Raw genomic sequence first — 24,745 nt, forward strand, 5'->3', positions numbered from 1 at the left:
GCTAACAGGCGGCGATTGAGACTATTATTACGGCCAAAATAGTCTTAATGTTTACAAATTTCCTCATTTTTTAACCCACCTCACAGATTTTCAGCGATAAGTCATTTAGTATCCGCCGCAAGATAATGATATCGATATCATTAAAATGATCAGGAAAAACGTGTTATGAAAGCATTAGTGCTTGAAGAATTGGGCAAAATTGCCATTCAGGATCGCGAATTTAACGAGCAGCCTGGTGATGACGATGTACTGATAAAAATTCATTCCGTCGGCATCTGCGGCAGCGATGTGCATTACTACCAACATGGCCGTATCGGCCCGTTTGTGGTTAAAGCGCCGATGGTCCTCGGCCACGAAGCCGCCGGCGTTGTGCTAGCCGTCGGGAAAAATGTTCGTCATTTACAGCAAGGCGATCGCGTTTGCATGGAACCGGGCATTCCCGATATGCAATCCGCACAATCCCGCGCCGGCATTTATAATCTGGATCCAGCGGTCCGATTCTGGGCCACGCCGCCCATCGACGGCTGTCTGCGCGAAACGGTAGTCCATCCGGCCGCGTTTACCTTCAAATTACCGGACAATGTCAGTTTCTCCGAAGGCGCAATGGTGGAACCGCTGGCGATCGGTATGCATGCCGCAACCAAAGCCGGCATTAAACCCGGCGATATTGCGCTGGTCATCGGTGCTGGTCCGATCGGCGTTGTGACGGCGCTCGCTGCGCTGGCAGGCGGATGTTCCGATGTCATTATCTGCGATATGTTCGCGGAAAAATTGAAAGTCGCTGAAAGTTATCCCGGGCTGCATGCGGTCAATATCAAAACCGGCAATCTGGCCGAGAAAGTCGCCGCTCTGACCTCCGGTAACGGCGCGGACGTGGTGTTTGAATGTAGCGGGGCGAAGCAGGCCATCGCCAGCATCAGCGATCATATCGCCCCCGGTGGAACTGCGGTGCTTGTGGGGATGCCGATTGATGCCGCGCCGATGGATATCGTTGCCGCCCAGGAGAAGGAGGTCACTTTCAAGACCATTTTCCGCTATGCCAACATGTATCCCCGCACGCTGCGGCTGCTCAGCGCTGGCAAGCTGAAAGTCCAGCCGCTGATTTCGCAAACCTACAAATTCAACGATGCCATCGAGGCGTTCGATCGCGCTGCCGCGGGGAGCCCGAGCGATATCAAAATCATGCTGGAAATGGAGTAACACATGGCGATCTTTGCCGGTATCGACTGCGGTACGCAGGGGACGAAGGTGGTAATCGTCGATGACGAGTCCGGAAGGATCCTCGGTGAAGGCAGCGCCTTGCATCCGCTGATAAGCGACGCCTCCGGGCGCCGCGAACAGCAGGCACAATGGTGGGTCGACGCGCTGGTCAGCGCGTTCGGTCGCGCCATCGACGCGGCAGCGGTCAACCCGGAGGACATTCAAGGGTTGGCGGTGTCGGGCCAGCAACACGGTTTTGTCGCGCTCGACGAGGCGGGCGAGGTGTTGCATTCGGTCAAGCTGTGGTGCGATACCGAAACCGCGGCGGAAAACGACTGGCTGCTGGAGCAGCTCGGTGGTATCAGCGGATCGCTGGCGCAACTTGGATTGATGGTTACCACTGGTTATACCGCTTCCAAAATCATCTGGTTCAAGAAGCAACATCCGGAACTGTGGCAGCGGCTGGCGACGGTGTTACTCCCGCACGACTACCTCAATTTCTGGTTAACAAGGCAGCGCGTGGCGGAATACGGCGATGCCTCCGGCAGCGGTCTATTCGATATTCGTCAGCGCTGCTGGGATCGTGACACCATCGATAAAATCGACAGCAGCGGCCGTTTGTGGCGTGCGCTGCCGCCGCTGGTAAGCGCTGAAACCTGTATTGGCGGGGTAACGGCTCAGGCGGCCAAACGTCTGGGGCTGACGCCAGGTACGCCGGTGGCCAGCGGCGGCGGCGATAACATGATGGCGGCCATCGGCACCGGCAATATCCAGCCGGGGATTCTGACCATGAGCCTGGGCACGTCGGGCACCTTATTTACCTGTGCTGATGCGCCGGTGGTGGCCGATTCGGAAATGATCGCCGGTTTTTGCTCCAGCACCAACAACTGGTTGCCGTTGATTTGCACCATGAATGTCACCTCCGCCAGCGGGGCCGTGCAAAAGTTGCTTGATAAGGATGTCAGCGCATTCAACCAGGCGCTGGAACAGGCGGACCCCGGCGCCGGCGGCATGTTGATGTTGCCGTTCTTCAACGGCGAGCGGGTGCCTCAACTGCCTGGCGCCAAGGCCAGTCTGCATAATCTGGATGCGGATAATTTCACCGCGGCCAATCTTTGCCTGGCGGTGGTAGAGAGCTCCACCTACGGGCTGCGCTTCGGTATGGACTTGTTTCGTCAGCAGGGGATCGCGGTCACGGAAATTCGCCTGACCGGCGGCGGTGCCCGCAGTCCGCGCTGGCGGCAAATTGTGGCGGACGTGATGAATTGCCCGGTGGTCTGTCCCGTGGAAAAAGAAGCCGCCGCATTGGGCGCCGCCATTCAGGCTATCTGGTCCCTGCGCGTGGCGCAAAACCCGCAGCGTCCGGCCCGTGAACAGTTGCAGTCGCTGTGCGAACGCTTTGTCCATTTGGATGAGGACAGCCGTTGTCGCCCGGATTCGCAGCGCCAGCAGCGCTACGCCGAGCTTTATCCGGGCTATCTGCGCCTGCTGCAACAAGAATATGGGGTGAGCCTATGAGCAGTGAAAACGCCGGCGCTGAAGCGGCCTATTTGTTGGAGGTCACGGAGGTCAAAAAAAGCTTTGGCCCCGTCGTGGCGCTGAAAAACGCCGAGTTTTGTCTGCGGCGCGGGTCGATTCATGCCCTGTGCGGCGGCAACGGCGCTGGAAAATCCACTTTCCTCAGCATCCTGATGGGCTTTATTCAGCCGGACGGCGGCGATATTTTTATCAACGGGAAACGCTGCGAATTCGCGCATCCCAAAGAGGCCCTGGAAGCCGGCGTGGCCATTGTACAACAGGAGCTGAGCGCGATCCCTGACTTGACGGTCGCGGAAAACATCTGGTTGGGGCGCGAGCCGCGCCGGCTCGGTTTTGTTGATTTCGGTAAAATGAATCAGCAGACCGCGGCGCTGCTGGAAGACCTACAGTTCGCCCTGTCGCCAACGGAAAAAATGCGCAACCTGAGCGTGGCTGAACAGCAACTGGTGGAAATTGCCAAGGCGATGTCCCATGCCGATGCCGACATTATCATCATGGATGAACCCACCTCGGCGATTGGCGAAGAGGATGTGCAGAAAATATTCCAGGTGATTACCCGTCTGGCACAGAGAGGCAAGGGTATCATTTACGTGTCCCATCGCCTGTCGGAAATCTTCCAGATAGCCGACAGCTACACCATTTTTCGCGACGGCGCCTATATTCATGAAGGCTTCCTGCGCGATATCACCCGCGAACAGCTGATTGAGCATATCATCGGCGGGGAATTCAAAGACGAATTCGCCAAATTTAACCAACCGGGCGAAGACGTGATTATGGAGGTGAAAAACCTCAGTTGGGGCAGCAAGATCCGCGATATCAGCCTGACGCTCAAGCGGGGGGAAATACTCGGTATCTACGGTCTAGTCGGTTCAGGGCGCAGCGAATTTCTCGATCTGATTTTTGGTATCAAGCATGCCGACAGCGGTTCGGTCAGGATTGGCGACAGGCAACTGGCCCGTCATTCGCCCAAAGCGTCTATTGCCAGCGGTATCGCTTATGTGACAGAAGATCGCAAGGATACCGGGCTGGTGCTGTGCCGATCGGTCATGGAAAATATTAACATCGCCTCGTTTACCTCCATCAGCCGCGGCGGTTTTATCAACGATAAGCTGGAGCGGAAGCGTTCTGCGGAAATGATAAAAAGGTTCAACGTCAAAACCCCGGACGGAGAACATATCGTCGGTAATCTCAGCGGCGGCAATCAGCAGAAAGTCGTGCTTGGACGCTGGGCGCTGCTCGACCCGCAGGTCATGTTGTTGGATGAACCCACGCGCGGGATTGATGTGGGCGCCAAAAAGGAAATCTACCGGTTCATGTCTGAATTCGCGCTGAAGGATAAAGGCATCATCATGGTGTCCTCCGAACTGCCCGAAATTATTGGCATGAGCGACAGAATTATTGTGTTTAAAGACGGCCGTCTGGCGGGGGAAGTGCAGGCCGGACAGTCGACCCAGGCGGAATTGATGAAGCTGGCGGTTTAAAGCCGGCATAATTAAATTAACGAGAACCTTATTATGGACAGTACGCATTCACTGACCCAGGGGCTGACGTTTATTGCGCGCAATAAACGGCGCCTGCACAAATACGGCATTATCATCGCGTTTTTTGTTCTTTGCCTTGTCGTGACCATTATTGGTGAGGTTCAGGTGGCAAACGGCGCCTGGAGTAATAATTATTTTCTCAGAAATGAAAATATGCTGATTGTATTACGTCAGATTTCCATTAACGGCATTCTGGCCATCGGTATGACGTTTGTGGTTATTACCGCAGGCGTCGATCTTTCTGTCGGCTCGGTACTGGCGTTGAGCGGCATCGTTGCAGCACGTTTTGCCACGACCAATAGCGGCCTGTCGATTGGCGACAGCGCCCACGCGCTGATTATGCCGATGCTGGTGGCGTTGGCCATTGGTATTGTCTGCGGGTTGATTAACGGTACCATTCTGGCTCGTTACCGCCTGCAGCCGTTTATTGTCACCATGGGTATGTTATCGGCGGCGCGCGGTCTGGCGTTGCTCACCACCGACGGTAACCCGGTCTCGCAGCTCAATCCGGATTTTCGCTGGTTGGGTAATGGCTATGTGCTGGGGATACCGGTGCCTGTCATTTTGTTTATCGCCCTGTTTGCCCTGGGCTGGGTGCTGCTGAATAAAACTCTGTTTGGACGCTATGTCTATGCGGTGGGCGGCAATCAGAAAAGCGCCCGCACGTCCGGGATAAGCGTGGTGAAAATCAAAGTCCTGGTTTACACCTTGTGCGGCGCGTTGGCGGGTATCGCCGGTCTTATATTGACCGCCCGCACCGGCTCCGCGCAGACCAGCGCAGGGGCCGCCTATGAGCTTGACGCCATTGCGGCCGTGGTCATTGGCGGCACCAGTATGGCGGGTGGCGTAGGCACTCTGGTCGGCACCTTCTTCGGTATTTTGATTATCGGCGTAATGAATAACGGACTTGACCTGCTGGGCGTGCAGTCTTATTACCAGCAGATTATCAAAGGCGCATTAATCGTTGTGGCGGTATTGCTCGACCCTTCGCGCAAACAACAGCGCGATTAAAACACCAATAACTCACGCGGTTTCCCTACATGACCAGGAGCATCCATGAATAAGATGACGAAAATAGCGTTACTGACCTCCAGCCTGTTTTTTGCCAATAGTGTAGTGGCACAGGCTGCGCCGGTAAAAATCGCCGTATTGATGTATGGCATGAAAGCAGAGTTTGTCCAACTGATGGAAAAAGCGGCGAAAGAGCACCCGGCTGTAAAAAGCGGCGATGTCCAATTGACCATGTATGACGGCCGTTATGATCCGATGGTGCAAAACAACCAGGCCGAAACCGCTATTCAGACCCATGCTGATGCCATCATCATCAACCCCATGGACTACGAGGCCAATATTGACGTGGTCACTATGGCGAACGAAGCCAAAATTCCGGTTATCGTCACCAATGCCCGGCTGAATACCTACAAAATGACGTCGGAAGTGGTCTCTGACGATGTGCTGGGCGGTTATTTGGAAGCCAAGTCCGTGCTGAAGAAAATGAATTGCAAGGGCAACGTGGTGATTATCGAAGGCCCAAAAGGAGGCAGCGGCGAGATCCAGCGTGGGCACGGTAACGATAAGGCTATCGCCGAATGCGTCGCGGGCAACATCAAAGTTTTGGAGCGCAAAACCGCCAACTGGTCGCGCGCTGAAGCGCTGCCTTTGATGGAAAACTGGTTGCAGAAGCATAAAGGCCAGATTAATGGCGTCATTGCGCAAAACGACGAAATGGCGCTGGGCGCTATCGAAGCTATCAAAAGCGCCAATCTGAACGTGAAAGATTTCGCCATTGCCGGCGTTGATGGTGTATCCGATGCCATCCGCGCAGTGCAGGCGGGCGAAATGGTATCGATTCTGCAGGATGCGCACGCGCAGATGCAGGGATCGATTGACGTTGCGCTGCATGCGGTGAAAGGCGATAGCTACCAACCGCAGTCGGATATCTGGAAGCAGTATGCCGGCCAAATGAATTGGGACGGCGGCGAGGCCAAGCGCTATTCTGTACCCTGGACCGAAGTGACGCCGCAAAATGCAGCCCAACTGCTGGACGCGCGTAAATAAGTCCTGGACCACTCGCGCGGTCAGGTAAGCGTGGCCTCGGTTAAGGGAAACGTCAGCCCGGCGCGATGCGTCGGGCTGACGCGTTACGAGAAGGTCACATTGTCGGCGTTAATCACTTTTATATCGCGGTCGTCATCGTGGAAATGACCTTCGGTGGGTTCGGTATGCCAGGTTGGAAGCAACTGGTCTTCCTGCGCCAGCGTAGCGATAGTCTGTTATGGTGACATTTTGAATAGGCGCTTCGGGCAGCCCGACAATAAAAGCGGCGATGGCGCCGCGGACATCGGTCGCCAGCACATGGGCTATCCGCACGTTCTCTATCCGCGGCGTCATGGCCGTTAGCGGTTGCGGTGCTTCAGATAACGTGGTGTCGCGCTTGGCCGGCAGGACACCGGGCGCGAAATATTGTCCGATGACAATCGGGCACCAACAGCCGGTCATGGTCAGATTGCTCAGCGTGATATTCTTGATGGTGCCGCCCCGGCCGCGCCGTGATTTCAGTCGTATCGCCCGCTGAGTCCCTTCAAAGACGCAATCGCGTACCGTCACATCCTCGATCCCCCCCCCCCGCGGTTTCGGATCCGATGGCGATACCGCCGTGACTTGCCAAAATTTTACACTGGCTGACCGAGACGCCGCGTGTTGGCATATTAATGCGTAACCCATCCGCGCCTGAGCCTGATTTCAACGTCACGGCATCATCGCCGACATCGAAAAGACACTCTTCGATGAGGATATTTTCCGAGGAGTCAAGATCGATGGCGTCCGTATTGATCGCATCGGCGGGATTGATTATTTTGATGCCCTTGAGGGTAATATCCCGCGAATACACAGTATGGCAGGTCCAGAAAGGCGAATTTTGCAGCGTGATATCCTCAAGGCGAATCTGGCTGCATTTCCAAAATTGCAGCAGCGGCGGACGAAGAAACTGCGTTTGCGGCCGCGCTCTGCCTCCGGGGCGGGAGAGATAATCGGGATTGCGTTCGGCGAGCGCCAGCTCATAAGGTTCGCGGGGGTCATGCGGTCTTCTGCTTCGATCTGGCGAAAGGTATCCCCCACCACTGGCCCGCGCCATCAATAATACACTCGCCGCACAGGGTAATGTTATGGGCCTCGCTCGCATACATCAGCGGCCGCATGCATAGCACTCAATACCTTCCCAGCGCGTCTATAGCGGCGGATAGCAATCGGGGTCAGCGATAAAGCGAATGATGGCCCCCGGATCCAGCGTGATAATTAAATCGCTATAAAGCGTCAGAGGACCGGTTTCATAGAGACCTGCGGGAACGACCAGCTCCGCGCTGGCGCCAGGTGAGGCGGCCGCTGCGGTCGCGTCAATGGCATCCTGCAGGTGGGGGTAATGTGTGGCGTTATAGCGGGTCATTATTTATTGGCATCCCAAATTTCAGCGTAAGGATAACCCGTCAAATCTTCAACTACGGCGCGGGTGATAGGATCAACGTCCGCTTTTGAGCCACCCTGCTGCAGGCGGGTCATTTCGTCTTTGATGATTTTGTAGGTGTGCGGATTAAGGTTAAAGGTGCGAGCAAGATAGAGCGAATACAGTAAGCATATGAGTGGAATAATGATAAAGGCCAGCATAATGGCGAGTTTGGCGCCGTCGGTAGCTTTGTTGAATAAATCAGAACTTGTGACTACGCCCCCCTAGCAGATCGATTGTTATGCGATCCGGATGCTGTTCGGCATTCCTAACGCCTCACCTACCTGCGCATCATAGTCACGCAGACTTAGATGATAGCCCACTTGCTTTTTCCATACATCGTTACTGCCGCTTAGACGCTGATTCGCAACGGCGTAGTTACGCTCATGGTATCGGTCTGGCCAATATTGCGCCCCACCTCGTGGAGGAATAAGAGGCCTTATTTTCTTCCTCAGCAGAGCATCATGACAGTAGCGGGTATCGTAAGCGCCATCAGCCAACACTTCCCTGATTTTCCGCTGGGTCTGGTTTATCAGAGCTGGTAGGGCCTGAATAAGTCAGCACAGATAATCTCATGCGTTACACTGTCTGCAGCCATATGCAGCTTTGCTGATCAGCGAGTAGTCTGGATATCTTAGCGGCAGCACCATCAGTTTAAAAATGGCGTCAACGAAGCCCTGTAAAGCCCTTAACGAAAGGCCAAACACGTGTTTCATCATCAGAACAGTGGTGATAGCCATATCTGCGTAGTGAAGCGGCCGGCCACGCCGTTCAGGCGTTGTTTTTTCCGCCCATGCAACAATTGCCGACTCATCCAGCCATATCGTCAGAGCCCCGCGCTGCTTGAGAGCTTTGTTGTAAGTGGACCAGTTGGTTATTTTAAACTTTTGCTTTGCCATGGAGTGCAGATATTGAAATGACGGTAGTGATTTGAGCAGACGATAATAATAGACCAGAACTAGGATCATCAACGAGAAAGCCCAAGTCCAGAGCCATTTCGGCCCGTACCGGTACATAAAATAGGTGGCGATGGGGATCACGATCAGGCCAATGATGGAAAGGGAGGAGGCCGCTTGTGCCATCGCCTGGGAAAGGCCCAGCACAAACGCGACGAAAAAGAAAAAAGCGGTATTAAAACAATCCTTGGCAAAATAAGAGACGAAATAGAGGGTGCAGGTCCTGCGGCAGGCCTTGGTTTTTAAAACCCGGCCGTATTCCTTGAAAGCATACAGAACTGTTTTCTTTTCAGCGGTTTTGGTATTTTGTTCAAACTCTGCCACGTATCGAGGGGAAAATTCCCAGGTGGTAAAATAGGTGATAAGTGTGCCGGCGCACAGCGCAATGCCGAAAATGATGCCAGAAAGGGTGTAGTCCTCGGCGCTGTCTTTCCCCAGGGCGGAAAGCAAAATGGCGGGCAATCTGGTTACCGCAAAGGTACCAAATGCGGAGATAAACATCCGTACCGAACTCAGCTTTACCCGTTCATTGGCGTCATCGGTCATCTCGGTCGCCAGCGTTTCATAGGCAATGTTGTTAAATGATTGCGCGGTGTCCAGCAGGAACAAGACGATGAAATACCACAGATAGGAACCTACTTGCACGGTAAAGAGGAGCGGGAAGCAAATAAGCGTTAATATCGCCCCAACGATAAATAATGTATGGCGGCGGCCAAGCCGACGATCCAGACGGGTACTAAAGAGATGATCCGACACGCCGCCGATAGTGCCGCACACCAGCATATCGAGTAGTTTCAAGACAAATAACATGGTGCCAACAAGGCCGGCATTAAGTTCGGCGAAAGTGGTCAAGAATAACATCAAATAAGAACTGACCAGTGTTCCCCAGGCTGATCCATTCAGGTCCGTCATGGCATAGGCTAAAGAGCGAAGCATCGTGATGTTTTTCTTCTTATAAACGCGCATGTTGTCATAGTCAGGATGCTGCGACATTTATCTCCCTCGCAAAAATGGAATCAGCAATTAAGCGTGTCGAATGCGTTTCATAACAGGCGGGTTTACCCTGCCGCGATAACGCTGCACATGAATCGGCCGTTGGGCCGACGGCAGCCGTCATTTGGAGGTGGAAAGCCCGTTGTCAGGCGATGCCCGCTGGGCCGCCGCGGTAGGTATTTGAATAATCAACTGCATCGTCAGCGCCGGAGGCTCGGAGGTATTCTTGGCGGGAACGGTGTCGTGAACAATTCCATTATTTCACTATGTTATTGAAAAATTTCCCAAACGTGCGCCAGCTCACAATCTGCTGTGACGTTGACGCCGCCGGCGCCCGAAGGTATACGCCAGGCGCTGCGCTTAGCCGGTAGTGGGTGGCTGGGGGAATAGCGGCCGTCAATCTGCGCCCGCCTCCCTGTTGGCGCGCAGGGCCGTGACGAAGAGGGAGAATGCCGTCGTGTGCTAACGTCGGCTTGGATAATAGAGATAATAGCCGGGAAAAACGTCACACCACTCCTCTAACACCAGGATAAGGCGTCCCTTGGCAATTTCCAGAGCGACGGTGTCTTCAGGCAGGTAAATCAGACCCATATCGGCCTTCGCCTCTGCAATACGATGGCGGAGGGCATTGATAATCAACTGGCCCTCAATCCGTACCCGCAATTCTTTGCAGTCGCGTGCAAATTCCCAAGGCATCAGCCCGCCCAGCGTCAACGAGCGCATCGAGATACAGCGGTGGTGTTGCAGATCCGATGGCGTCAGCGGTGGTGGATGGCGGGTGAAATAAGCGGGTGATCCTACGACCGCCATCCTCATTGGCGGACCTATCGGGATCGCCACCATATCTTTGGCCACCTTGCTCTTCCAGGCGGACCCCTGCATCAAAACGGTGGCTAACGATATCAGTCAAGGCATTATCCACCGTCACCTCAACCTGTATATCCGGCCATTGCGGCATAAAGGTGCGCAATACCGGCCAGAGAATATAATCGGTGGCATGCTCACCGGCGGTGATCCGGATATTTCCTGCCGGCACATCGCGCATGTCTTTCATCGCATTAAGCTCAATTTCAATATCGTTGAAATGTGGCCCAATACGTGCGAGCAATCGGTCACCGGCCTGGGTCGGCGATACGCTGTGCGTGGTACGCGTGAGCAGACGAATACCCATCCGCTCTTCCAGATTGTGCATGGAGTGGCTTAAGGCGGATTGCGATAACCCCAGCCGCGCCGTCGCACGGTTAAAACTGCGCTCTTCGGCGACAACGAGGAACGCCATGAGATCATTGAAGTTCTCTTTTAGCACCCAAACTGTCCTCTTTAACGAGTGTCGATAACGCATTATAGCGGGTTGACTGATGAATAAGATTCATAACGCTATTCTTCTTTGCCCCGCTAATCGTCACGCTGGTGGGCTGATAGGCTGGTCGCATCCCTTCAGAGCGAGAAAACCTTTATGAACATTCGCCGCAGCGCATCAATCCCCTCCGCCATCGGATCGGAGGCCTATTTCACCGGCCGGGTCAGGATCGATTCTCCTTTCCAGACGCCGGCGCCGGCCCGAGTCGGGGGCGCCACGGTAACCTGGCTGGAGCCGGTTTCCGACGCGCAATATCGTTGGTCAGCAGGGCAGGATTGATGCTGCGTCATTGGCAAAGACCGTCAAACCGTAGGCAAGGACGGTGCCGCTACGAGGGTAGAGTGTTAGGTGCCAACACCAGATCTGTTTTATCCCACCGCCGCAGGATAGAGGTTTGCAACCGATAGTCGTTGCGCCTGCACGCCGCGAAATTTAGTGGCTACCTCTGTCAGAAGTAATTCTACACCCGGCACGAGGATGCTCGCTGGCGTTGTGGGTTAGTTGACCCCCCGGTTAATCAAATTATGCGTTAAATCATGTTATCCAGCCTATTATTTGCTACTTGGTCAGAGAAATAATTACTCAGCCAACGCAGCTTATGCGGCGACCAGGAGTTAATATCGCCTTCGCTGGCGGAAACGGGCCAATATTCTAGAACTCGCGGCCGGTCAGGTCTTATTAAACGGGGGGATATCGCTAACCTAAGGTGTTCATGGCGCTGGGAATAATGATGCTAAAAAAGCGGGCTATCCATGCGCTTATTTCCTGACATAGGCGTATCTCCCTAAGCGTTGGAGGATGACGCAATTCCCTGGTAAACAGCACTCATTACACGCTGGGACGCCAATGCTATCATTTAATAAAACCACTGTACCATCCTCCTTCGCTCTTACATTGCCCGGTTTTCCCGGGCTTTTTTAGTGCGCCCAGCATGGGCGCACTCTTGTGGGTGCAAGTCCCGCCGCGAGCTGGCCACAGTGAGCGAAGCACAACTGCGCAAGGGTGACTGAGCGTGGGGAGGAAGTGTAGAGAGAAACTGCGAGCCGATGAACAAGAATCGGATAGAAGGCGCTGGCGAGCAGGGTGAGTGGGCTAGAAACCGTGAAACTCTTGTGGTCAAGGCGAGGTGGCGTAGATCCGGTGGTTGTGCAGTGAAGGAATGCGTTCTTACCTGGGGAGATCTCGCCTGACACCTGAAAGGGCGACGGTGCAAGCCGGAGCGAGAAGTCAGCAGAGATCGTAGTAGTCGCAATCTGGGCGAAGGGCCGAACGAGAAGGAGCATCAAACGCCTTGCCGATGAATCGTGTATTGCATCAGATGTCCGCGCCAGCGGAGCGATCGTTTCAGGGCGAGGTGAAACGGTACGACGCGTAGGCATCCCAAAACCGGATGGAAGCGAACGTGAACTGGGGATACCCACCGTCATCGGCCGTCTGATTCAACAGGCACTGCTCCAGGCACTGCAACCACTGATCGATCCCACTTTTAGTGAATACAGCTACGGGTTTCGCCCCGGTCGTCGTGGGCATGACGCTGTTCTTGCATCACATCAGTACGTACAAGATGGCTACCGCGTTGTGGTTGATGTTGATCTATCGAAGTTCTTTGATCGGATTAACCACGACATTCTGATTGATCGTTTAAGGAAGTACGTTAACGACGCTGGAGTGATCCGGCTGGTGCGTGCTTCCTGAACGCAGGAATCATGAAGGGCGGTGTGGGAGGGGACTGGCCAGTTACTGGCCGCCCCTATCCCGATCTTGTCGTGCGCCTTTCGCTTCTTCTGCAGCTCACAATACCTCAGCGCATGGGCTGCCCTGGTTATTAACAATAATAATTCCTCGAATAAAATAGAATGTTTTTGTAACCCGCTGCTGTTTTTAACTGTCGCCAAGCCGCCGTAAACAGCCAACCCGGCATCGGGTAAAGGTCAAGATGGGTGATTATATTCTTAGGCGGATTCTGACAACGAAGGGTGTTCTTTTTGTCGAAAAAACCGCGAGAGAGGACCGCTAACCCGCCCGGGAGTGATGCGCTAGGGAACGTTGCAAAGCAAACAGACAGGCGCGTGCCGTGCCGTGGCTGACAAATGAAGGTCCGGCGCCGCCTTCAAGGGCAGGTGTAGGTCACCCATTTATTCTCTGGCGCATTGATGATACTGAATTTATGGTCGGAAACCCTTTGCGCCAAATAGCCTCTTGGGTGACGGCAGAAGGGATATATTTATGACGATCGGTGGATTTCAGCGGCCCGCTTTCCACGGTCATTTTCGGCATGGCGACCGAGAAAGACGTGAACCAGTCAATAATCAGCGCCTGCGTCACGCCAAGCGGCTGTCCCACCAGCGTTTTGATTTCCCCCTGGCATTCCGCCCCGGTACTGCGATGCGCAGGCGCTCAGAAGTAACGCACATAGCGCGATGCCGGCCCGTTGGCCGGTGCGTAATGGCCGGGTTAACTTTGCCCCTGCGCGCGGTGATTTGACTCCCTGCTTTAACGCCATAGCCTCATCTTCCTTATTATATTATTGACGTCGGATCTGTCTGGCTGCTTCCCTCCCGCCGGGCGGGTGTACGACCGGCAACCGGCCATTTCGCCAGTCGGGCCGTTATTGTTTTGACAACGCGTGTGGCTCTAACCGGTCGGTGATGTAAGAAAGTGTAGTCGCCGCGGGCAGAAATGAGCGAAGTTTATGCCGACGAGCACGCAAGGGTGCCCGGCGTTAGGGATCACGCTGCATTAACCTTCGCAGCGGTTAATTGCCGCCGTCGACAATGACCCCTGCGCCATCGTCGCCGCCCGGTCATACATGTGGTCTATCACGTCGCGTTCATGCAGAAGGTTTAACGATTCAGCTAATGTCTGCATTAATGTATGCTTCGGATGTAGGGAAGAATAGGGGTCCTGAAACACCATCTGTATTTCGCGCCGCAGCGTGCCTGTGAACGGCTGGCCCGGCAGCCCGCCGAGATCGCCCGCCAGTTGGGTGAGTTGCGCTACCACCTGGGCATCGGACCCGGCGCTGCACAATATTATCGGTACCCGGTCGTTCACCACCACCATGACGTGGCGAAAAATCGCCACGCGCTCGTCCGGGGAGAGGGCGGGAAATTCACCGTAGGTGCCGCCTATCAGAATGCCGTCATAGCCCAGGCCGATAACCCGTTCAATATTGGCGGCCAGCCCGGCGTAGTCGATGTCGCCATTCTGGGTGAAGGGTGTCACGGTGATATTGAAAATACCGCGCAGGCGTTCGCGGCATTCGGTCATGTCTTTCATCAGATATCCTTTAGGGTGCAGGGTTATTAAGCGTTAATCAGGGTCAGCAGCCGTGGGATTGTGCCGAGGCTGCGATAACCGGTTTCCGTTACGACAATGGTTTCACTGACGCCAGGTGCCGTGCGGTACGCCGCTGCGCGTGCCGGAGGAAACCAGCGGCTCCATGCCGACATATTCCGACCCGGCGGCAATCGCCTGGTCCATCATGGCCGTGACCAGAGCGTTTTCGTCGGTGCCGGCATCGATATAGCGGGCGGCGTGGCCCATTTTCTCCAGCTCAGCTGCAGATTTCACCGCGCGTAGTTGCTCGATGACGCCGGCACCGTCGTAAATGGTGCCAAGTTTCGCCTGTAAGGCTTCATACACCGCAATCAGCAGGAACCAGCCGCGCTTATCAATGCCCGATGCGGCTGTTCAGCCAGCGACGGTCGCGCAGAACGCCAAACAGAAAATCGATAGGATTGTCGCCGTCTTGGTAAATGGCGGCGTCGCTAATCCAGGTATTGGGGATAAAGTTTCAATATTCCAGTTGGCGGATGACAAACACCAGATCTCCCTCTACCGGCAACAGCAGCGCCTGGAAGGTGTAGTAGCCGGGCGTTTGCTGACCGGTCAGATAAAAAATATTTTCCGGGCCGGTGATAATCATTACTTCCAGCCCGTCGGCGCCATACAGTTCGGAAAGCGCGGCCGGGTCAGGTGCGTAACATGCAACGCCGCGGCGGTGGCGCTTTCATTCATTTGCCCGATCATGAAGGGCACGCCGGCCTCCTGCAGACGGCGCGCCGCGCGAACCGTGGGCGCGGCAGGCGGCCAAACCGGCCTGCACGATACGCTCGCGGCTATCGGTTTCGGTCGCGCCGCTGGTGGTCTGTTGATAGCGTAGGATCTCCGCGCGTACGCCGAAGCGTTCCTGCGCCAGCAGTGCGTCAATCTCCTGTTTTACCTGGCCTTCAATCACTTGGGCGGAACTCGGTTCCTATTTTGCGATCTGATCAATCATCAAATCACTACTTCGACCAAGTCATGTCGTTCATCGCTTATATCTCCCGAACTGAAAGACGCCTGATGAAAAAGACGATTCGTAAAACGCGTGACAAAAACCACGCCCGTAGGCTTACCGCCATGTTGCTGTTGCATCGGAGGGACTGCGTCAGTGGAGTTGCCAGAATGCTCTGCTGTGCTCGCCGTTCAGTCACACGCTGGATTAACGGGTTGGAGAGATAGGGGTGAGCCTTAATTCACATTTATAGAGAGCTGCAAGGGGCTTTATTTCCCCACATTATATGCCTACCCGTATATGCCTGCACGGATGATGCGCTTATTGGAATTAAAGTGCCTGTACGGGAACTGTACAGTCTCATTGAGGCGTTAACGGCCATTATCCACATTGAGATTTGACGTTATTGAATCCTCAGAACGGCAAGCGGTTCTAGACCTTATTGGTTCAACCATGGGCGCAGGCCTCGGCCACGCTTAAATGCTGGGTGAATGTTGTTGCACTGAAAAAACGGTTTGTACCGGGCGATGTGACCGTTGAGGGATTGTAGCGACTGAACAATGTGCCCCTCTTCGGGGTATCAAATGTCGAGTTGCGGGAGAGGAAGTCGCGTACAGCCGAGCTGGCCATCAATGGCTATTTTAATAATGCTGGACCTCACGCGCGTCGGTACGCGTATTCTTCGCGGCAAAATTTACCTCGCGCTGGCCTGAACTGTGCGGATAATGCTCGGTGTTGCTTAGCCCGGTCATCGCGGGACGCAGACCGATAGGGGATCCACATCTTTGATAAAGAAAGAACCGAAATCATCGAAAGATGCATAAGCATCAATTCTGATGGATGTGTCTGCTGTGATGTAGAGTAATTACTGAATTGCGATTTTCGCTATATCACACGTTATTCGAGATGATCTGCTGCGATATCCAGTTCCTCCCTGAAGCCGAGAGCTGATAGCCCGGGTTATCTTCCTTGATAAGGCATCATGATAACTTGACTTAAATCAATGAAAAAAATTTGAGTGATGAAATTTGATATTTTGCATATTAGAGAAACTGTATCGTCTTACAAAATTATGTGTATTTCAATTCAGTAACCATAGACGTGGTGGAAGTTGAATTTCGTAGATCGTGCTGTGATATATATAAGAATGTCTTGATTTTTCGGTAAAAGTGTAATTTCTACCATTATTTTTTAGGTCGCAAAGGAGGTTTTATGAGTCTTAATATTCAGGCAAATACGCAATTTATCAAACTCGTTACACACAACAGTACCGATAAAATTGTCGAACGCTCTAAAGTCAATGCTAATGAAGCAAGCATTGGACATCACTTGGTTAGTGTCAAAAACAGTGATAATAATCTTAAAATAACCGAGATGGTTAAAAAAATAATCACCGAAGAAGATAAAATTCTGAAAAAATATATCTCAACGATTACAAAAAATATTACTATCTATGAGAAGAAAAAGAAAAATATTGAGAATGAAATAGCTAGATTAGAAAATAAAATTTCTAATGGGAACAGCACCAAATCCCACAGGTCTGGGATACACAATAATATCATGGTCATCAAACAAGCAGGCAACCAACAAAAATTAGAGAATTTGAACAATCAATTAAAGGCAAACAGTGAAATCTTAGGCAAGCTGAGAGATGAGCAACATAAGACGGCTAATTATAAAGAAAGCATCGAGTACTACTTGTCTAAGACCAGTCCTGAAATGCAAAATGAATTTTTTTCTACCTTTTCAAAGAGCGAAATTAACACTCCCAAGATTCAGTCGATGTTTGAGGAGAAACTACAGCCTTTGTTAAATAAAAGAGATAAATATGTAGCGGCGTTAAATACCTTAAGCGATATCCAAAGCGGTAAACCGGCCGAGAAAACAACGGTCATTCCTGCCGCTCAACGAGAATCATCACCACCGCATGATGCCGTTAGCAATCGCAAAGTTTCTGTTGCAGAAAAAGCAGAGGTCACTCCCGCACCACAACAGCAGGTTAAGGAGACCGCAAGTAAAGGGACGAGGGAAGCTACCAAGTCAGCAATTTCCGCACCTCCGCCTATGCCGACTGAGTCCACGCATCCAGTTGCATCGCCAGCGCTGGCTGGGCCGACTATTCCCGTTCCGCCGCCTATGCCGAAGGGAGAAAGTAGTTTAGCCGCCTCTTCTCTTCTTTCTGAGCAGAAGACTACCCCTGCATCCCTCAGAGAAGCTCAATTTGAAGAAGTGAAGCGAGAGGTTGTGAACGAAGATAATGCAGCGTTGTTATCTGGTATTCGCCAATTTGATAAGGGAAATCTCAAAAAGGCAGAAATCATTGAGAAGCAAAAGGTTGAGAACGATGAAAGAGCAACGCTGTTATCGAGTATTCGCCAATTTAGTAAGGAAAACCTAAAGAAGGCGAAAGCCACTGAAAAACAGCCAACAGCCGAGAGCGACGATGCAGATAAAAGCACGCTTCAAGGCGTTTTGAAAGCAAGAATGAGAGCTATGGCTCCAGACGACGATTCCGGCATCGATAATACTGATTTCGATGAGTGGGATGACTAAGAAAACAGTAGCGAAGGGCTTTGTTAAATAAATATAACTTTTAGGTGATCGTCTGCTCAGATCACTACCGTCATTTCAACATCTGCACTTCATGGCAAAGCAAAAGTTTAAAATAACCAACTGGTCCACTTACAACAAAGCTCTCAAGCAGCGCGGGGCTCTAACGATATGGCTGGATGAGTCGGCAATTGTTGCATGGGCGGAAAAAACAACGCCTGAACGGCGTGGTCGGCCGCTTCACTACACAGATATGGCTATCACCACTGTTCTGATGATGAAACGCGTGTTTGGCCTTTCGTTAAGGGCTTTACAGGGCTTCGTTGACGCCATTTTTAAACTGATGGTGCTGCTGCTAAGATGCCCAGACTATTCGCTGATCAGCAAGCGAGCAAAGACAGTTAAGATCAGCATAAAAACGCCGACCCGTGGTGAAATCTCACCTCTAGTCATTGACGGAACCGGCCTGAAGGTCTTTGGCGAAGGCGAATAGAAAGTCCGACAGCATGGTGCCGACAGACGGAGGGTGTGGCGTAAGCTGCATATGGCCGCAGACAGTGTAATGCATGAGATTATCTGTGCTGACTTATCGCTCAGCGGTACGACGGATACTCAGGCCCTACCCGCTACTGTCATGATGCTCTGCTGAGGAAGAAAATAAGGCCTTTTATTTCTCCACGAGGTGGGGCGCAATATTGGCCAGACCGATACCATGAGCGGTAACTACGCTGTTGCGAATCAGCGTCTAAGCGGCAGTAACGATGTATGGAAAAAGCAAGTGGGCTATCATCGACGCTCAGTGGCTGAAACAGCTATATTCCGGTTCAAAACGCTTATGGGCGATCATCTAAGTCTGCGTGACTATGATGCGCAGGTAGGTGAGGCAATGGCGATGGTCAAAGCGCTTAACAAAATGACGCTGTTAGGAATGCCGAACAGCATCCGGATCGCATAACAATCGATCTGCTAGGGGGGCGTAGTCATAAATTCTGATTTATTCAACAAAGCCGTAGCGAAGTATAAAGTTGCTGTAGATTGAATCTACTGTAAGAAGGAGCGTTAGAGGTTCTGTGTCATTGCAATAAAAGATACGGAAAAGGAGTGACACATGCCCTAACGCTTCACTTTCACTTCCGCATCAAAAGCGCGCCACTCTGGTTAAAGCTTCGCCGGCGAAAACGATCTCTATTGTCTGCTAAAGCATCCCTTTTGCCACTTCGTAGCCGAGCAGTGTTCGATGAACCCCAATGCCGCTTTTCCCGGTTTACCCGCTACCGTCAGGGCAGACTCCGTCGCGACAGTATTATTTCTGCTCACAGCTTTGAATAATTACATAGCAAGCTGCCGTAGATAACCAGGGTTACGCTAGGCGGAATCCGGTCCCGCCAGATAAGTCACCAATTCGGCTAATCTTCCCCTGATGCGCCACCGCCGGCGGACACGCTGTTAAGGATGAGTGATAATGGAAGTAATCACGCCAGTGGTGATTGCAATCAACAGGTAGTCATTATTCACCCGTACCCAGCGATGGCCGCTCGGCGGCGCTTTCAGTCCGCGCGCGCCAATCGTCGACGTAATATTGCTTGGCGCGATATTGGTGGGGTAAGGCATGGCCCTGACGAAAAGCATGGTCTGCCTTTCGCTGCCTTTGCGGCTGGCCAGAGTGCGCTTTGCTGGAGGTATGGGCATTCTGATTTTTGCCACCGTTTTGCGGCGCACCGCCGTTGGGCTGTTCGCCTTGAGCGAAGGTCGGGGCGGAGGCCAATGCCAGCAACGCGCCCGAAAAAAGCATGACGTTTATTTTTTTCATAGTACCGCCTATCACGGATTAATCGGATTAAGGTTTGCCCCTGTCGGGACGGCAATGACGAAAAAAGAACATAGAGCAACGGCCGGAGAGGGGAAATATGAAAACTCTTAAACGGAGGGGATCTTTTCGCATTGCTTACACTTATGCCGCCGCTTGTTGCATTTTGCAATGACTCATGGCGGCAAGTGCCGGTAGCACTTATCGCGCATGCCGGCTTCAGGCAGACTTGCCAGGAGCGGCTCGCGCTGTGCCGTCAGACGCGACTTTTGGCGATGGCGAAGTCGGTTTACGCTTGTTGAACGAGGAGGGCGCCGCTGCAGGAGCCTTTTTTTAGCGAAAAAAGACGCTCGCGCTGCAAGGCAGTTGATTATACGACAAATTTAGTGTTTTATTGATACCGCTTAAGCACCGGAATTGTAAGGTGGGAGTATGATCATTCTTATCGGCAGCCAAAAAGGCGGCTGCGGTAAATCAACCACGTGCGTCAATATTGCCAGCGAACTGGTCAGACAGGGTAAAGACGTGGTGCTTGTCGATGCCGATCGGCAGGGAACGTCGTCAACTTGGATTAGCGACAGAAACAGTGCCGGCGAACTCGATACCATCCACAGTATCCAGAAGTTCGATAATATTCGTGAGACGCTGCTGGATCTGAAGGCGCGCTATGACTATGTGGTCGTCGATACCGCCGGACGCGACAGCCGCGAGGTGCGTACCGGCATGACGGCGGCGGATATTATCCTTGTGCCGTTTCGCCCGTCGCAGCCGGATTTGGACACGCTGCCGCGCATGAATGAGATTATTGCCGAAGCGCAGGATATTAATCCGGTGCTACGGGCGGTGGCGATGCTGACTATGGCACCCACTAATCCTGTCATTAATGAAACCGCCGAAGCCCGCGCTTATCTGCGTGACTACCCGCAACTTAAGCTGCTATCAACGGTCATCCGCGATCGCAAAATTTACCGTGACGGTATGTCAGAAGGTAAAGGCGTCGTGGAAATGAACAACTCGAAAGCGAAAGCTGAGTTACAATGCCTGGTAAAGGAGCTTATCTAATGGTTAAACGCAGAGAGAGCGTTACCCCTTCACTGGACGTGGAGCGGCGCATTGAAGAGTTCGCCGCGGCGGCGGACGGCGTAAAAACGGCGGAGCGCCAGATCGATAAAGAAGCGCCGCGGGACTATAAAGCGATTCGGGTGCCATTTAATCAATATGAGTACGAGACGCTGGAAAAGCTTTGTCAGCAGACCAACCGCTCCAAGCTGAATATGATTCGCCACGCGTTGCTCATCTACGCGCAGCAAGATGCGGCGAAATAACGCGTCAGCTCGCATCGCTTGTGGTCTTGCCTTCAGGCCGCTGTTGCCCTACAGGAGGGTGCCGGTTCCGTCCGGACCTTTATTCCCTAAAGCGTTCGGGCGACTCCTTTGCCCGCGTCCTGCTGCTGTCCCTACCCTCCATCCTCATGAAGAGGCAAAACCTTAACCCCTGTACCGCTCCGCTTATACAGGAATGCTCCTAAACCCGGTTTGCCGTTAGGCAACACCGTTGCGGAAAAAAATTGGGCATAACATGCCCAAGCGGAGAATAAATAATCAAAGAAGAAAGAAGGTGAGAGACATTACTGTCTCACAACGAGGCTAAACTTCAGCCAAACGTGCCGTATTTGTTACCGACGCCTGTCTCGGCCCCTGCCGCCTACTATCGGTCGCTCCGTCCCCTCCAGGGGCCTTCCGGGTTGCCTGGCCGCCTGCGCTCGGTGGACCGGGGATAACCCGCTTCCCGCGGTTCTGGCGCTGCCGTTCACGGTGACGTTGCCGGAAATGCAGCTCCACGTCTTCCAGACTTTTGCCCCGGGTTTTCGGCACATGAAAACTTAACTACACAAAGCTGGCGCAGATGACGGCAAAGCTCCAGAAGGTAGCGGCGGCGCCCAGCCGGGATCGACAGGCTGGTCACTTTGGCGCGTGCGCGTAGCGGCGCTATTTCGGAAATGATCAAAAACAGATCACCCCCGGGCTGATGGCATACATGACGATATAATCGGTCAGTGCCAACCAGTCGCTGCCGGCGAAAGGAGAGAAAGTAAAGGTTGACGTCAGGAGCGTCATGCAAAGCGTCAAACCAATAGCGCCGCCAATGAGCAACGGTCGGCGGCCAATCTTATCAACCGTGAGCATACCCACCAGGGTGAACACTACATTGGTCGCACCGAGTCCCAGGGTACCCAGCCAGGACGTATCGGTGTCGAAACCGCTGGACTGCAAGATTTGCGGCGCGAAATAGATAACCAGATTGATGCCGCAGGTGTTGCACAGAAGTGCGACCAGTGCGCTGGTTATCATGATGTGCCGCGCAGGACCCCGCCATAACTCCCCCCAACTGACCTCGTGCTTTTATTTTTCATTCAGCCGCTCGGTTGTGCGCAGCTCTTTTTCTACCTTGTCGATACCGCGCAAGGTAATCAAAATACGGCGTGCTTCGTCACGGCGATTGATGGAGATAAGCCAGCGCGGCGATTCGGTGATAAACAGGGCGCCGCAGGCTAACATCGCACCGAACAGAGCGGCAATCCCCAACGGCAGGTGCCAGACGCCGCCGGTTTCCGCACAGCGTATTGATGCCGTAGGCCAGCAAAATACCGAGGGTGATCAGTAGCTGGAATGAGGCCACCAACATCCCGCGGATCCGCGCCGGGGCAAGCTCTGCAATATACACCGGCACCAGCACCAGGCAGGCGCCCACCCCCGTGCCAAGCAGCATGCGCGCGGCCACGAGCACCGCCACACTGCTGCTGACGGTGGAAACTCCCGCGCCGGCCATCGCGCCCAGCAGCGAGGCGCTGACGATAACGCCCTGCATCATGATGCCGAGGTGAAAGACTGCGCCGATGATGGCCACGGCACCGCCGATAATACCGGTGTCGTAGCCGTAAATAATACCGCCGACGGCGGGAAATGATGATGGAAAGAAAAGGATGATGTGTTCGGTCGTCAGTACCAAAGATGTAGTAGTGGCGCTGTCGCTGGGCCGCTATACGCCCGAGATCGTCGACAGCGCGGCCATCGCCCGCCAGTATGGCGCCAAGGTCATTGCCATCACGCCGGCGGGGACGCCGCTGGCTCAGCATGCTGATGCCTTGCTGGCGCTAGTGGTGCAGGAAAATGATTACATCTTTAAACCCACACCTCGCGCTATGCGATGCTGGCGATGGTGGATGTGCTGGCCACGGAAATGGTGATGGCCAACAAGCGGCAGGCCAAAGATCATTTGCGCCGGATCAAAATCTCCCTTGACAGCCATCGCGGCGGCGAAAACCGCCAGCCGTTGGGGGACTGATCCCCCCTGATGATGGCTGCGTGCCGGCGCCGCTGAGCGGGTATCATTCCGGGCGTTTTTTCCCCAGAATCACCGGCGCCGGGTGATTTTCCCGCTCACGGGTAATGAGCTCCAACGCCTCTTCCCGGCTCAGTTTGCTGGCGGGCGTCACCAGCGTCGCTACCACGGCGAACAACAGGCTGAACAGTACTGACGGGAAACAGGGGTTGCCCCAGAATGCCAGCCATTGGCTGTCCATCAGAACGACGCTTGCCGCTGCCGCTACGCCGACCAGCGCCGCGACGGCACCTTGCCAGTTAAAGCGGCGCCAGAACCGCCCCAGTATCGGGCAGACGAACATGCCGGACATAATCATCGAAATCATTTTGGTGATATAGCTGATGATATCGTTGGAGGTCAGTGCGAACAGCAGCGCCAGGCCAACCACCAGCATGATACGCGACAAACGAATGGCTTTATCTTCGGCCGGCATATGGCCGTTAATCAGCGTATAAAGATCGCGCAGAATAATCGATACGCTGGCGATAGCGTCGGAGCTGCCGTAAGACATATTGGCTGACATCTCTGCAATGAGCACTACCATCGCCAGCGCATGAGGCAGGACTTGGGTGGCAAACAAGAACGCGAAGCCGCTGTTTTCAAGGTGCGGATTCATGGTCCAGGCGGCCGTGCCGATGATAGCCGGCAGGAACGAAAAAACAAATACAGCACGCCGGTGATGGTGAACGATTGCCGTACCGCACCGACGGTTTTCGCCGAGTAGATCCTCTGACGGTAGGAGGGGGTGGCCATGACGCCGACGCCTATTACCAGCGCCAGCGAGAACGCGGGTAACAATCCCAGTTTATCCACCGCAAACAAGTTTTGCGCCGCCGGATCCACCGCCTGCTGAATATGGCTCCAGCCACCGACATAATTGACCGCCAGCACCGCCATTAATATAAAGCCAAGGAATAATACAATAGATTGGATCGTGTCAATCCACACGACCGCGGAATAACCGCCAATTCCGATATACACAATAAATGCCAGCGCAATGATGATTTTTGCAGTATTAATATCAATGCCGCTAGCCCAGGCGAGATATAACCCACCGCCTAGAATGTGCGCGCCAAGCCAGCCGATAGACGCAATAAAAATTAAAACAGCGACCAGGTTTTTAACCAGACGGCTACCGCCGGTGTAATAACAAATTTCTTCGCTCATGGTCATAAAGCGCATTCTGCGCGCCGGCTCAAAGAGGAGGGCCACCAGCAAAATGCCAATCGCGCCGCCAATGCCGTACAGCATGCCGGCCCAGCCGTTAAGGTAACCAAAGCCCACCGCGCCGACGCTTGAGACTGTACCTACCATAGTGCCCACCGTCGATCCCAGCGTTAGGATCATCTGCATTGATCGGCCACCCAATAGAAAATCGTCACCGTTTTTTTGGTTACGCGAGACATACCAGCCAAGAATTATCATGGCAAGGGTATAAACGGAGAACTACAACAGAAAAGAAATATTATTCATGACTCACATTCTGGCAGTATTACATCAATGTGCATGGCACGACATTGCGCTTATCACGCGCAGAGCATTTACCGGATAGCCGATAATGATTATCGCCGGTGGTGAATAAAGTTATTATTTCGTTACGTAGCGCCAAATAGAGCCTATAGCGAATGTGGCATCGT

The 24,745-nt window shown here is 53.4% G+C and carries 21 protein-coding genes and 10 pseudogenes; 13 read left to right on the top strand and 18 right to left on the bottom strand.

Annotated features, from left to right (window positions below):
* Positions 1-165 precede the first annotated feature (165 nt).
* The 5 genes from SGP1_RS05250 to SGP1_RS05270 are packed head-to-tail and all read left to right on the top strand — an operon-like array spanning position 166 to position 6,338.
* On the top strand, positions 166-1,200 hold the full coding sequence (locus SGP1_RS05250) for an NAD(P)-dependent alcohol dehydrogenase (protein WP_011410363.1): 1,035 nt from the start codon (positions 166-168) through the stop codon (positions 1,198-1,200).
* 3 nt (positions 1,201-1,203) lie between these two features.
* Complete coding sequence (xylB, locus tag SGP1_RS05255) at positions 1,204-2,718, top strand: xylulokinase (protein ID WP_011410364.1); 1,515 nt, start codon at positions 1,204-1,206, stop codon at positions 2,716-2,718.
* Positions 2,715-4,220: a sugar ABC transporter ATP-binding protein gene (locus tag SGP1_RS05260; RefSeq protein ID WP_011410365.1), complete on the top strand. Its 1,506-nt coding sequence runs from the start codon at positions 2,715-2,717 to the stop codon at positions 4,218-4,220. Before xylB ends, SGP1_RS05260 begins: the two co-directional genes overlap by 4 nt.
* Positions 4,221-4,253: 33 nt before the next feature.
* The gene (locus SGP1_RS05265) at positions 4,254-5,291 is read left to right on the top strand and encodes an ABC transporter permease (RefSeq protein ID WP_011410366.1); all 1,038 of its coding nucleotides are present in this window, start codon (positions 4,254-4,256) and stop codon (positions 5,289-5,291) included.
* Between the two features lie 54 nt (positions 5,292-5,345).
* The gene (locus SGP1_RS05270) at positions 5,346-6,338 is read left to right on the top strand and encodes a substrate-binding domain-containing protein (protein WP_243466256.1); all 993 of its coding nucleotides are present in this window, start codon (positions 5,346-5,348) and stop codon (positions 6,336-6,338) included.
* 132 nt (positions 6,339-6,470) lie between these two features.
* On the opposite strand, the gene SGP1_RS34960 is transcribed toward SGP1_RS05270, so the two are convergent.
* The 7 genes and pseudogenes from SGP1_RS34960 to SGP1_RS05290 all read right to left on the bottom strand — a co-directional run bounded on the left by SGP1_RS34960 (position 6,471) and on the right by SGP1_RS05290 (position 11,034).
* The gene (locus SGP1_RS34960; RefSeq protein WP_158302332.1) at positions 6,471-6,887 is read right to left on the bottom strand and encodes a glycosyl hydrolase family 28 protein; all 417 of its coding nucleotides are present in this window, start codon (positions 6,885-6,887) and stop codon (positions 6,471-6,473) included.
* Positions 6,862-7,413 carry a glycoside hydrolase family 28 protein gene (locus tag SGP1_RS34965; RefSeq protein ID WP_050747421.1) on the bottom strand — a complete coding sequence of 184 codons (552 nt, stop codon included), beginning with the start codon at positions 7,411-7,413 and terminating at the stop codon, positions 6,862-6,864. Before SGP1_RS34965 ends, SGP1_RS34960 begins: the two co-directional genes overlap by 26 nt.
* 93 nt (positions 7,414-7,506) lie before the next feature.
* Positions 7,507-7,722, bottom strand: coding sequence for a hypothetical protein (locus SGP1_RS23425; RefSeq protein WP_050747422.1), 216 nt, complete (start codon positions 7,720-7,722; stop codon positions 7,507-7,509).
* Positions 7,722-7,940: a hypothetical protein gene (locus SGP1_RS05280; RefSeq protein WP_041866648.1), complete on the bottom strand. Its 219-nt coding sequence runs from the start codon at positions 7,938-7,940 to the stop codon at positions 7,722-7,724. Before SGP1_RS05280 ends, SGP1_RS23425 begins: the two co-directional genes overlap by 1 nt.
* Before the next feature lie 78 nt (positions 7,941-8,018).
* Positions 8,019-8,678: pseudogene (locus SGP1_RS26640) on the bottom strand (transposase).
* A 96-nt stretch (positions 8,679-8,774) separates the two neighbouring features.
* A pseudogene (locus SGP1_RS05285) lies at positions 8,775-9,728 on the bottom strand (MFS transporter); the annotation flags it as partial.
* Positions 9,729-10,190: 462 nt separating this feature from the next.
* Positions 10,191-11,034, bottom strand: a pseudogene (locus SGP1_RS05290) (LysR family transcriptional regulator).
* A gap of 150 nt (positions 11,035-11,184) precedes the next feature.
* Here SGP1_RS05290 and SGP1_RS05295 point away from each other — a divergent pair.
* Positions 11,185-11,367, top strand: a complete 183-nt coding sequence (locus SGP1_RS05295; protein ID WP_041866649.1) for a hypothetical protein — start codon at positions 11,185-11,187, stop codon at positions 11,365-11,367.
* Positions 11,368-12,525: 1,158 nt separating this feature from the next.
* Positions 12,526-12,783 carry a reverse transcriptase domain-containing protein gene (locus SGP1_RS32735; protein WP_243466257.1) on the top strand — a complete coding sequence of 86 codons (258 nt, stop codon included), beginning with the start codon at positions 12,526-12,528 and terminating at the stop codon, positions 12,781-12,783.
* A gap of 432 nt (positions 12,784-13,215) precedes the next feature.
* Here the strand turns inward: SGP1_RS32735 and SGP1_RS32740 are convergent, their stop codons facing one another.
* The 5 genes and pseudogenes from SGP1_RS32740 to SGP1_RS30605 all read right to left on the bottom strand — a co-directional run bounded on the left by SGP1_RS32740 (position 13,216) and on the right by SGP1_RS30605 (position 15,328).
* Positions 13,216-13,413 (bottom strand): hypothetical protein, encoded by a 198-nt coding sequence (locus tag SGP1_RS32740; RefSeq protein WP_243466174.1) that lies wholly within the window; start codon positions 13,411-13,413, stop codon positions 13,216-13,218.
* A gap of 630 nt (positions 13,414-14,043) precedes the next feature.
* Positions 14,044-14,367, bottom strand: a pseudogene (locus tag SGP1_RS26655) (dihydrodipicolinate synthase family protein); the annotation flags it as partial.
* A gap of 105 nt (positions 14,368-14,472) precedes the next feature.
* Positions 14,473-15,028: pseudogene (locus tag SGP1_RS35580) on the bottom strand (M24 family metallopeptidase); the annotation flags it as partial.
* Positions 15,023-15,171, bottom strand: a pseudogene (locus SGP1_RS32755) (mandelate racemase/muconate lactonizing enzyme family protein); the annotation flags it as partial. The pseudogenes SGP1_RS32755 and SGP1_RS35580, both read right to left, overlap by 6 nt.
* The gene (locus SGP1_RS30605) at positions 15,101-15,328 is read right to left on the bottom strand and encodes a hypothetical protein (protein WP_041866651.1); all 228 of its coding nucleotides are present in this window, start codon (positions 15,326-15,328) and stop codon (positions 15,101-15,103) included. The pseudogene SGP1_RS32755 and the gene SGP1_RS30605, both read right to left, overlap by 71 nt.
* A gap of 65 nt (positions 15,329-15,393) precedes the next feature.
* Between SGP1_RS30605 and SGP1_RS26670 the strand changes: the two are divergent.
* From SGP1_RS26670 to SGP1_RS26675, 3 genes and pseudogenes are all read left to right on the top strand, one after another.
* Positions 15,394-15,579: pseudogene (locus SGP1_RS26670) on the top strand (helix-turn-helix domain-containing protein); the annotation flags it as partial.
* Positions 15,580-16,579: 1,000 nt separating this feature from the next.
* Positions 16,580-17,920 (top strand): WH2 domain-containing protein, encoded by a 1,341-nt coding sequence (locus SGP1_RS05325; protein ID WP_011410371.1) that lies wholly within the window; start codon positions 16,580-16,582, stop codon positions 17,918-17,920.
* Positions 17,921-18,011: 91 nt separating this feature from the next.
* Positions 18,012-18,872, top strand: a pseudogene (locus SGP1_RS26675) (IS5 family transposase).
* Positions 18,873-19,363: 491 nt separating this feature from the next.
* Here SGP1_RS26675 and SGP1_RS36120 read toward each other — a convergent pair.
* Together SGP1_RS36120 and SGP1_RS32760 are read right to left on the bottom strand one after the other, a co-directional pair.
* Positions 19,364-19,432 (bottom strand): hypothetical protein, encoded by a 69-nt coding sequence (locus SGP1_RS36120; RefSeq protein WP_424141155.1) that lies wholly within the window; start codon positions 19,430-19,432, stop codon positions 19,364-19,366.
* On the bottom strand, positions 19,425-19,727 hold the full coding sequence (locus SGP1_RS32760) for an RcnB family protein (RefSeq protein ID WP_050747424.1): 303 nt from the start codon (positions 19,725-19,727) through the stop codon (positions 19,425-19,427). Before SGP1_RS32760 ends, SGP1_RS36120 begins: the two co-directional genes overlap by 8 nt.
* A 429-nt stretch (positions 19,728-20,156) precedes the next feature.
* Between SGP1_RS32760 and SGP1_RS05340 the strand changes: the two genes are divergently transcribed.
* Both SGP1_RS05340 and SGP1_RS05345 read left to right on the top strand, forming a co-directional pair.
* On the top strand, positions 20,157-20,786 hold the full coding sequence (locus tag SGP1_RS05340) for an AAA family ATPase (RefSeq protein ID WP_011410372.1): 630 nt from the start codon (positions 20,157-20,159) through the stop codon (positions 20,784-20,786).
* Entirely contained in the window at positions 20,786-21,049 is a 264-nt protein-coding gene (locus SGP1_RS05345; protein WP_041866652.1) for a hypothetical protein, read from the top strand. Before SGP1_RS05340 ends, SGP1_RS05345 begins: the two co-directional genes overlap by 1 nt.
* A gap of 678 nt (positions 21,050-21,727) precedes the next feature.
* Here the strand turns inward: SGP1_RS05345 and SGP1_RS05350 are convergent.
* From SGP1_RS05350 to SGP1_RS05355, 3 genes are read right to left on the bottom strand one after another with little or no spacing between them, the layout of a single operon-like run.
* A complete protein-coding gene (locus SGP1_RS05350) occupies positions 21,728-22,075 on the bottom strand; it encodes an MFS transporter (RefSeq protein WP_041866653.1) in 348 nt (115 codons plus the stop codon).
* Positions 22,076-22,126: 51 nt separating this feature from the next.
* The gene (locus SGP1_RS36125) at positions 22,127-22,282 is read right to left on the bottom strand and encodes an MFS transporter (protein WP_148203374.1); all 156 of its coding nucleotides are present in this window, start codon (positions 22,280-22,282) and stop codon (positions 22,127-22,129) included.
* The gene (locus SGP1_RS05355) at positions 22,215-22,595 is read right to left on the bottom strand and encodes an MFS transporter (protein ID WP_341532859.1); all 381 of its coding nucleotides are present in this window, start codon (positions 22,593-22,595) and stop codon (positions 22,215-22,217) included. Before SGP1_RS05355 ends, SGP1_RS36125 begins: the two co-directional genes overlap by 68 nt.
* Positions 22,596-22,698: 103 nt before the next feature.
* Here SGP1_RS05355 and SGP1_RS05360 point away from each other — a divergent pair.
* Positions 22,699-23,069: pseudogene (locus SGP1_RS05360) on the top strand (MurR/RpiR family transcriptional regulator); the annotation flags it as partial.
* A 43-nt stretch (positions 23,070-23,112) separates the two neighbouring features.
* Here the strand turns inward: SGP1_RS05360 and SGP1_RS05365 are convergent.
* Positions 23,113-24,533: pseudogene (locus tag SGP1_RS05365) on the bottom strand (sodium:solute symporter family protein).
* Positions 24,534-24,745 lie beyond the last annotated feature (212 nt).

Origin of the sequence: Sodalis glossinidius str. 'morsitans' (genome assembly GCF_000010085.1) — a bacterium.
Lineage (GTDB): Bacteria > Pseudomonadota > Gammaproteobacteria > Enterobacterales > Enterobacteriaceae > Sodalis > Sodalis glossinidius.

What these genes read in the sequence shown, in the direction of transcription:
- SGP1_RS05355 (WP_341532859.1), bottom strand. Translation starts at nt 22,595, where the DNA reads ATGATGCAGGGCGTTATCGTCAGCGCCTCGCTGCTGGGCGCGATGGCC.
- SGP1_RS05345 (WP_041866652.1), top strand. Translation starts at nt 20,786, where the DNA reads ATGGTTAAACGCAGAGAGAGCGTTACCCCTTCACTGGACGTGGAGCGG.
- SGP1_RS32760 (WP_050747424.1), bottom strand. Translation starts at nt 19,727, where the DNA reads ATGAAAAAAATAAACGTCATGCTTTTTTCGGGCGCGTTGCTGGCATTG.
- SGP1_RS05265 (WP_011410366.1), top strand. Translation starts at nt 4,254, where the DNA reads ATGGACAGTACGCATTCACTGACCCAGGGGCTGACGTTTATTGCGCGC.
- SGP1_RS05280 (WP_041866648.1), bottom strand. Translation starts at nt 7,940, where the DNA reads ATGCTGGCCTTTATCATTATTCCACTCATATGCTTACTGTATTCGCTC.
- SGP1_RS05350 (WP_041866653.1), bottom strand. Translation starts at nt 22,075, where the DNA reads ATGATAACCAGCGCACTGGTCGCACTTCTGTGCAACACCTGCGGCATC.
- SGP1_RS05250 (WP_011410363.1), top strand. Translation starts at nt 166, where the DNA reads ATGAAAGCATTAGTGCTTGAAGAATTGGGCAAAATTGCCATTCAGGAT.
- xylB (WP_011410364.1), top strand. Translation starts at nt 1,204, where the DNA reads ATGGCGATCTTTGCCGGTATCGACTGCGGTACGCAGGGGACGAAGGTG.
- SGP1_RS05260 (WP_011410365.1), top strand. Translation starts at nt 2,715, where the DNA reads ATGAGCAGTGAAAACGCCGGCGCTGAAGCGGCCTATTTGTTGGAGGTC.
- SGP1_RS05270 (WP_243466256.1), top strand. Translation starts at nt 5,346, where the DNA reads ATGACGAAAATAGCGTTACTGACCTCCAGCCTGTTTTTTGCCAATAGT.
- SGP1_RS36125 (WP_148203374.1), bottom strand. Translation starts at nt 22,282, where the DNA reads ATGTTAGCCTGCGGCGCCCTGTTTATCACCGAATCGCCGCGCTGGCTT.
- SGP1_RS05340 (WP_011410372.1), top strand. Translation starts at nt 20,157, where the DNA reads ATGATCATTCTTATCGGCAGCCAAAAAGGCGGCTGCGGTAAATCAACC.
- SGP1_RS23425 (WP_050747422.1), bottom strand. Translation starts at nt 7,722, where the DNA reads ATGACCCGCTATAACGCCACACATTACCCCCACCTGCAGGATGCCATT.
- SGP1_RS34965 (WP_050747421.1), bottom strand. Translation starts at nt 7,413, where the DNA reads ATGGCGCGGGCCAGTGGTGGGGGATACCTTTCGCCAGATCGAAGCAGA.
- SGP1_RS05325 (WP_011410371.1), top strand. Translation starts at nt 16,580, where the DNA reads ATGAGTCTTAATATTCAGGCAAATACGCAATTTATCAAACTCGTTACA.
- SGP1_RS05295 (WP_041866649.1), top strand. Translation starts at nt 11,185, where the DNA reads ATGAACATTCGCCGCAGCGCATCAATCCCCTCCGCCATCGGATCGGAG.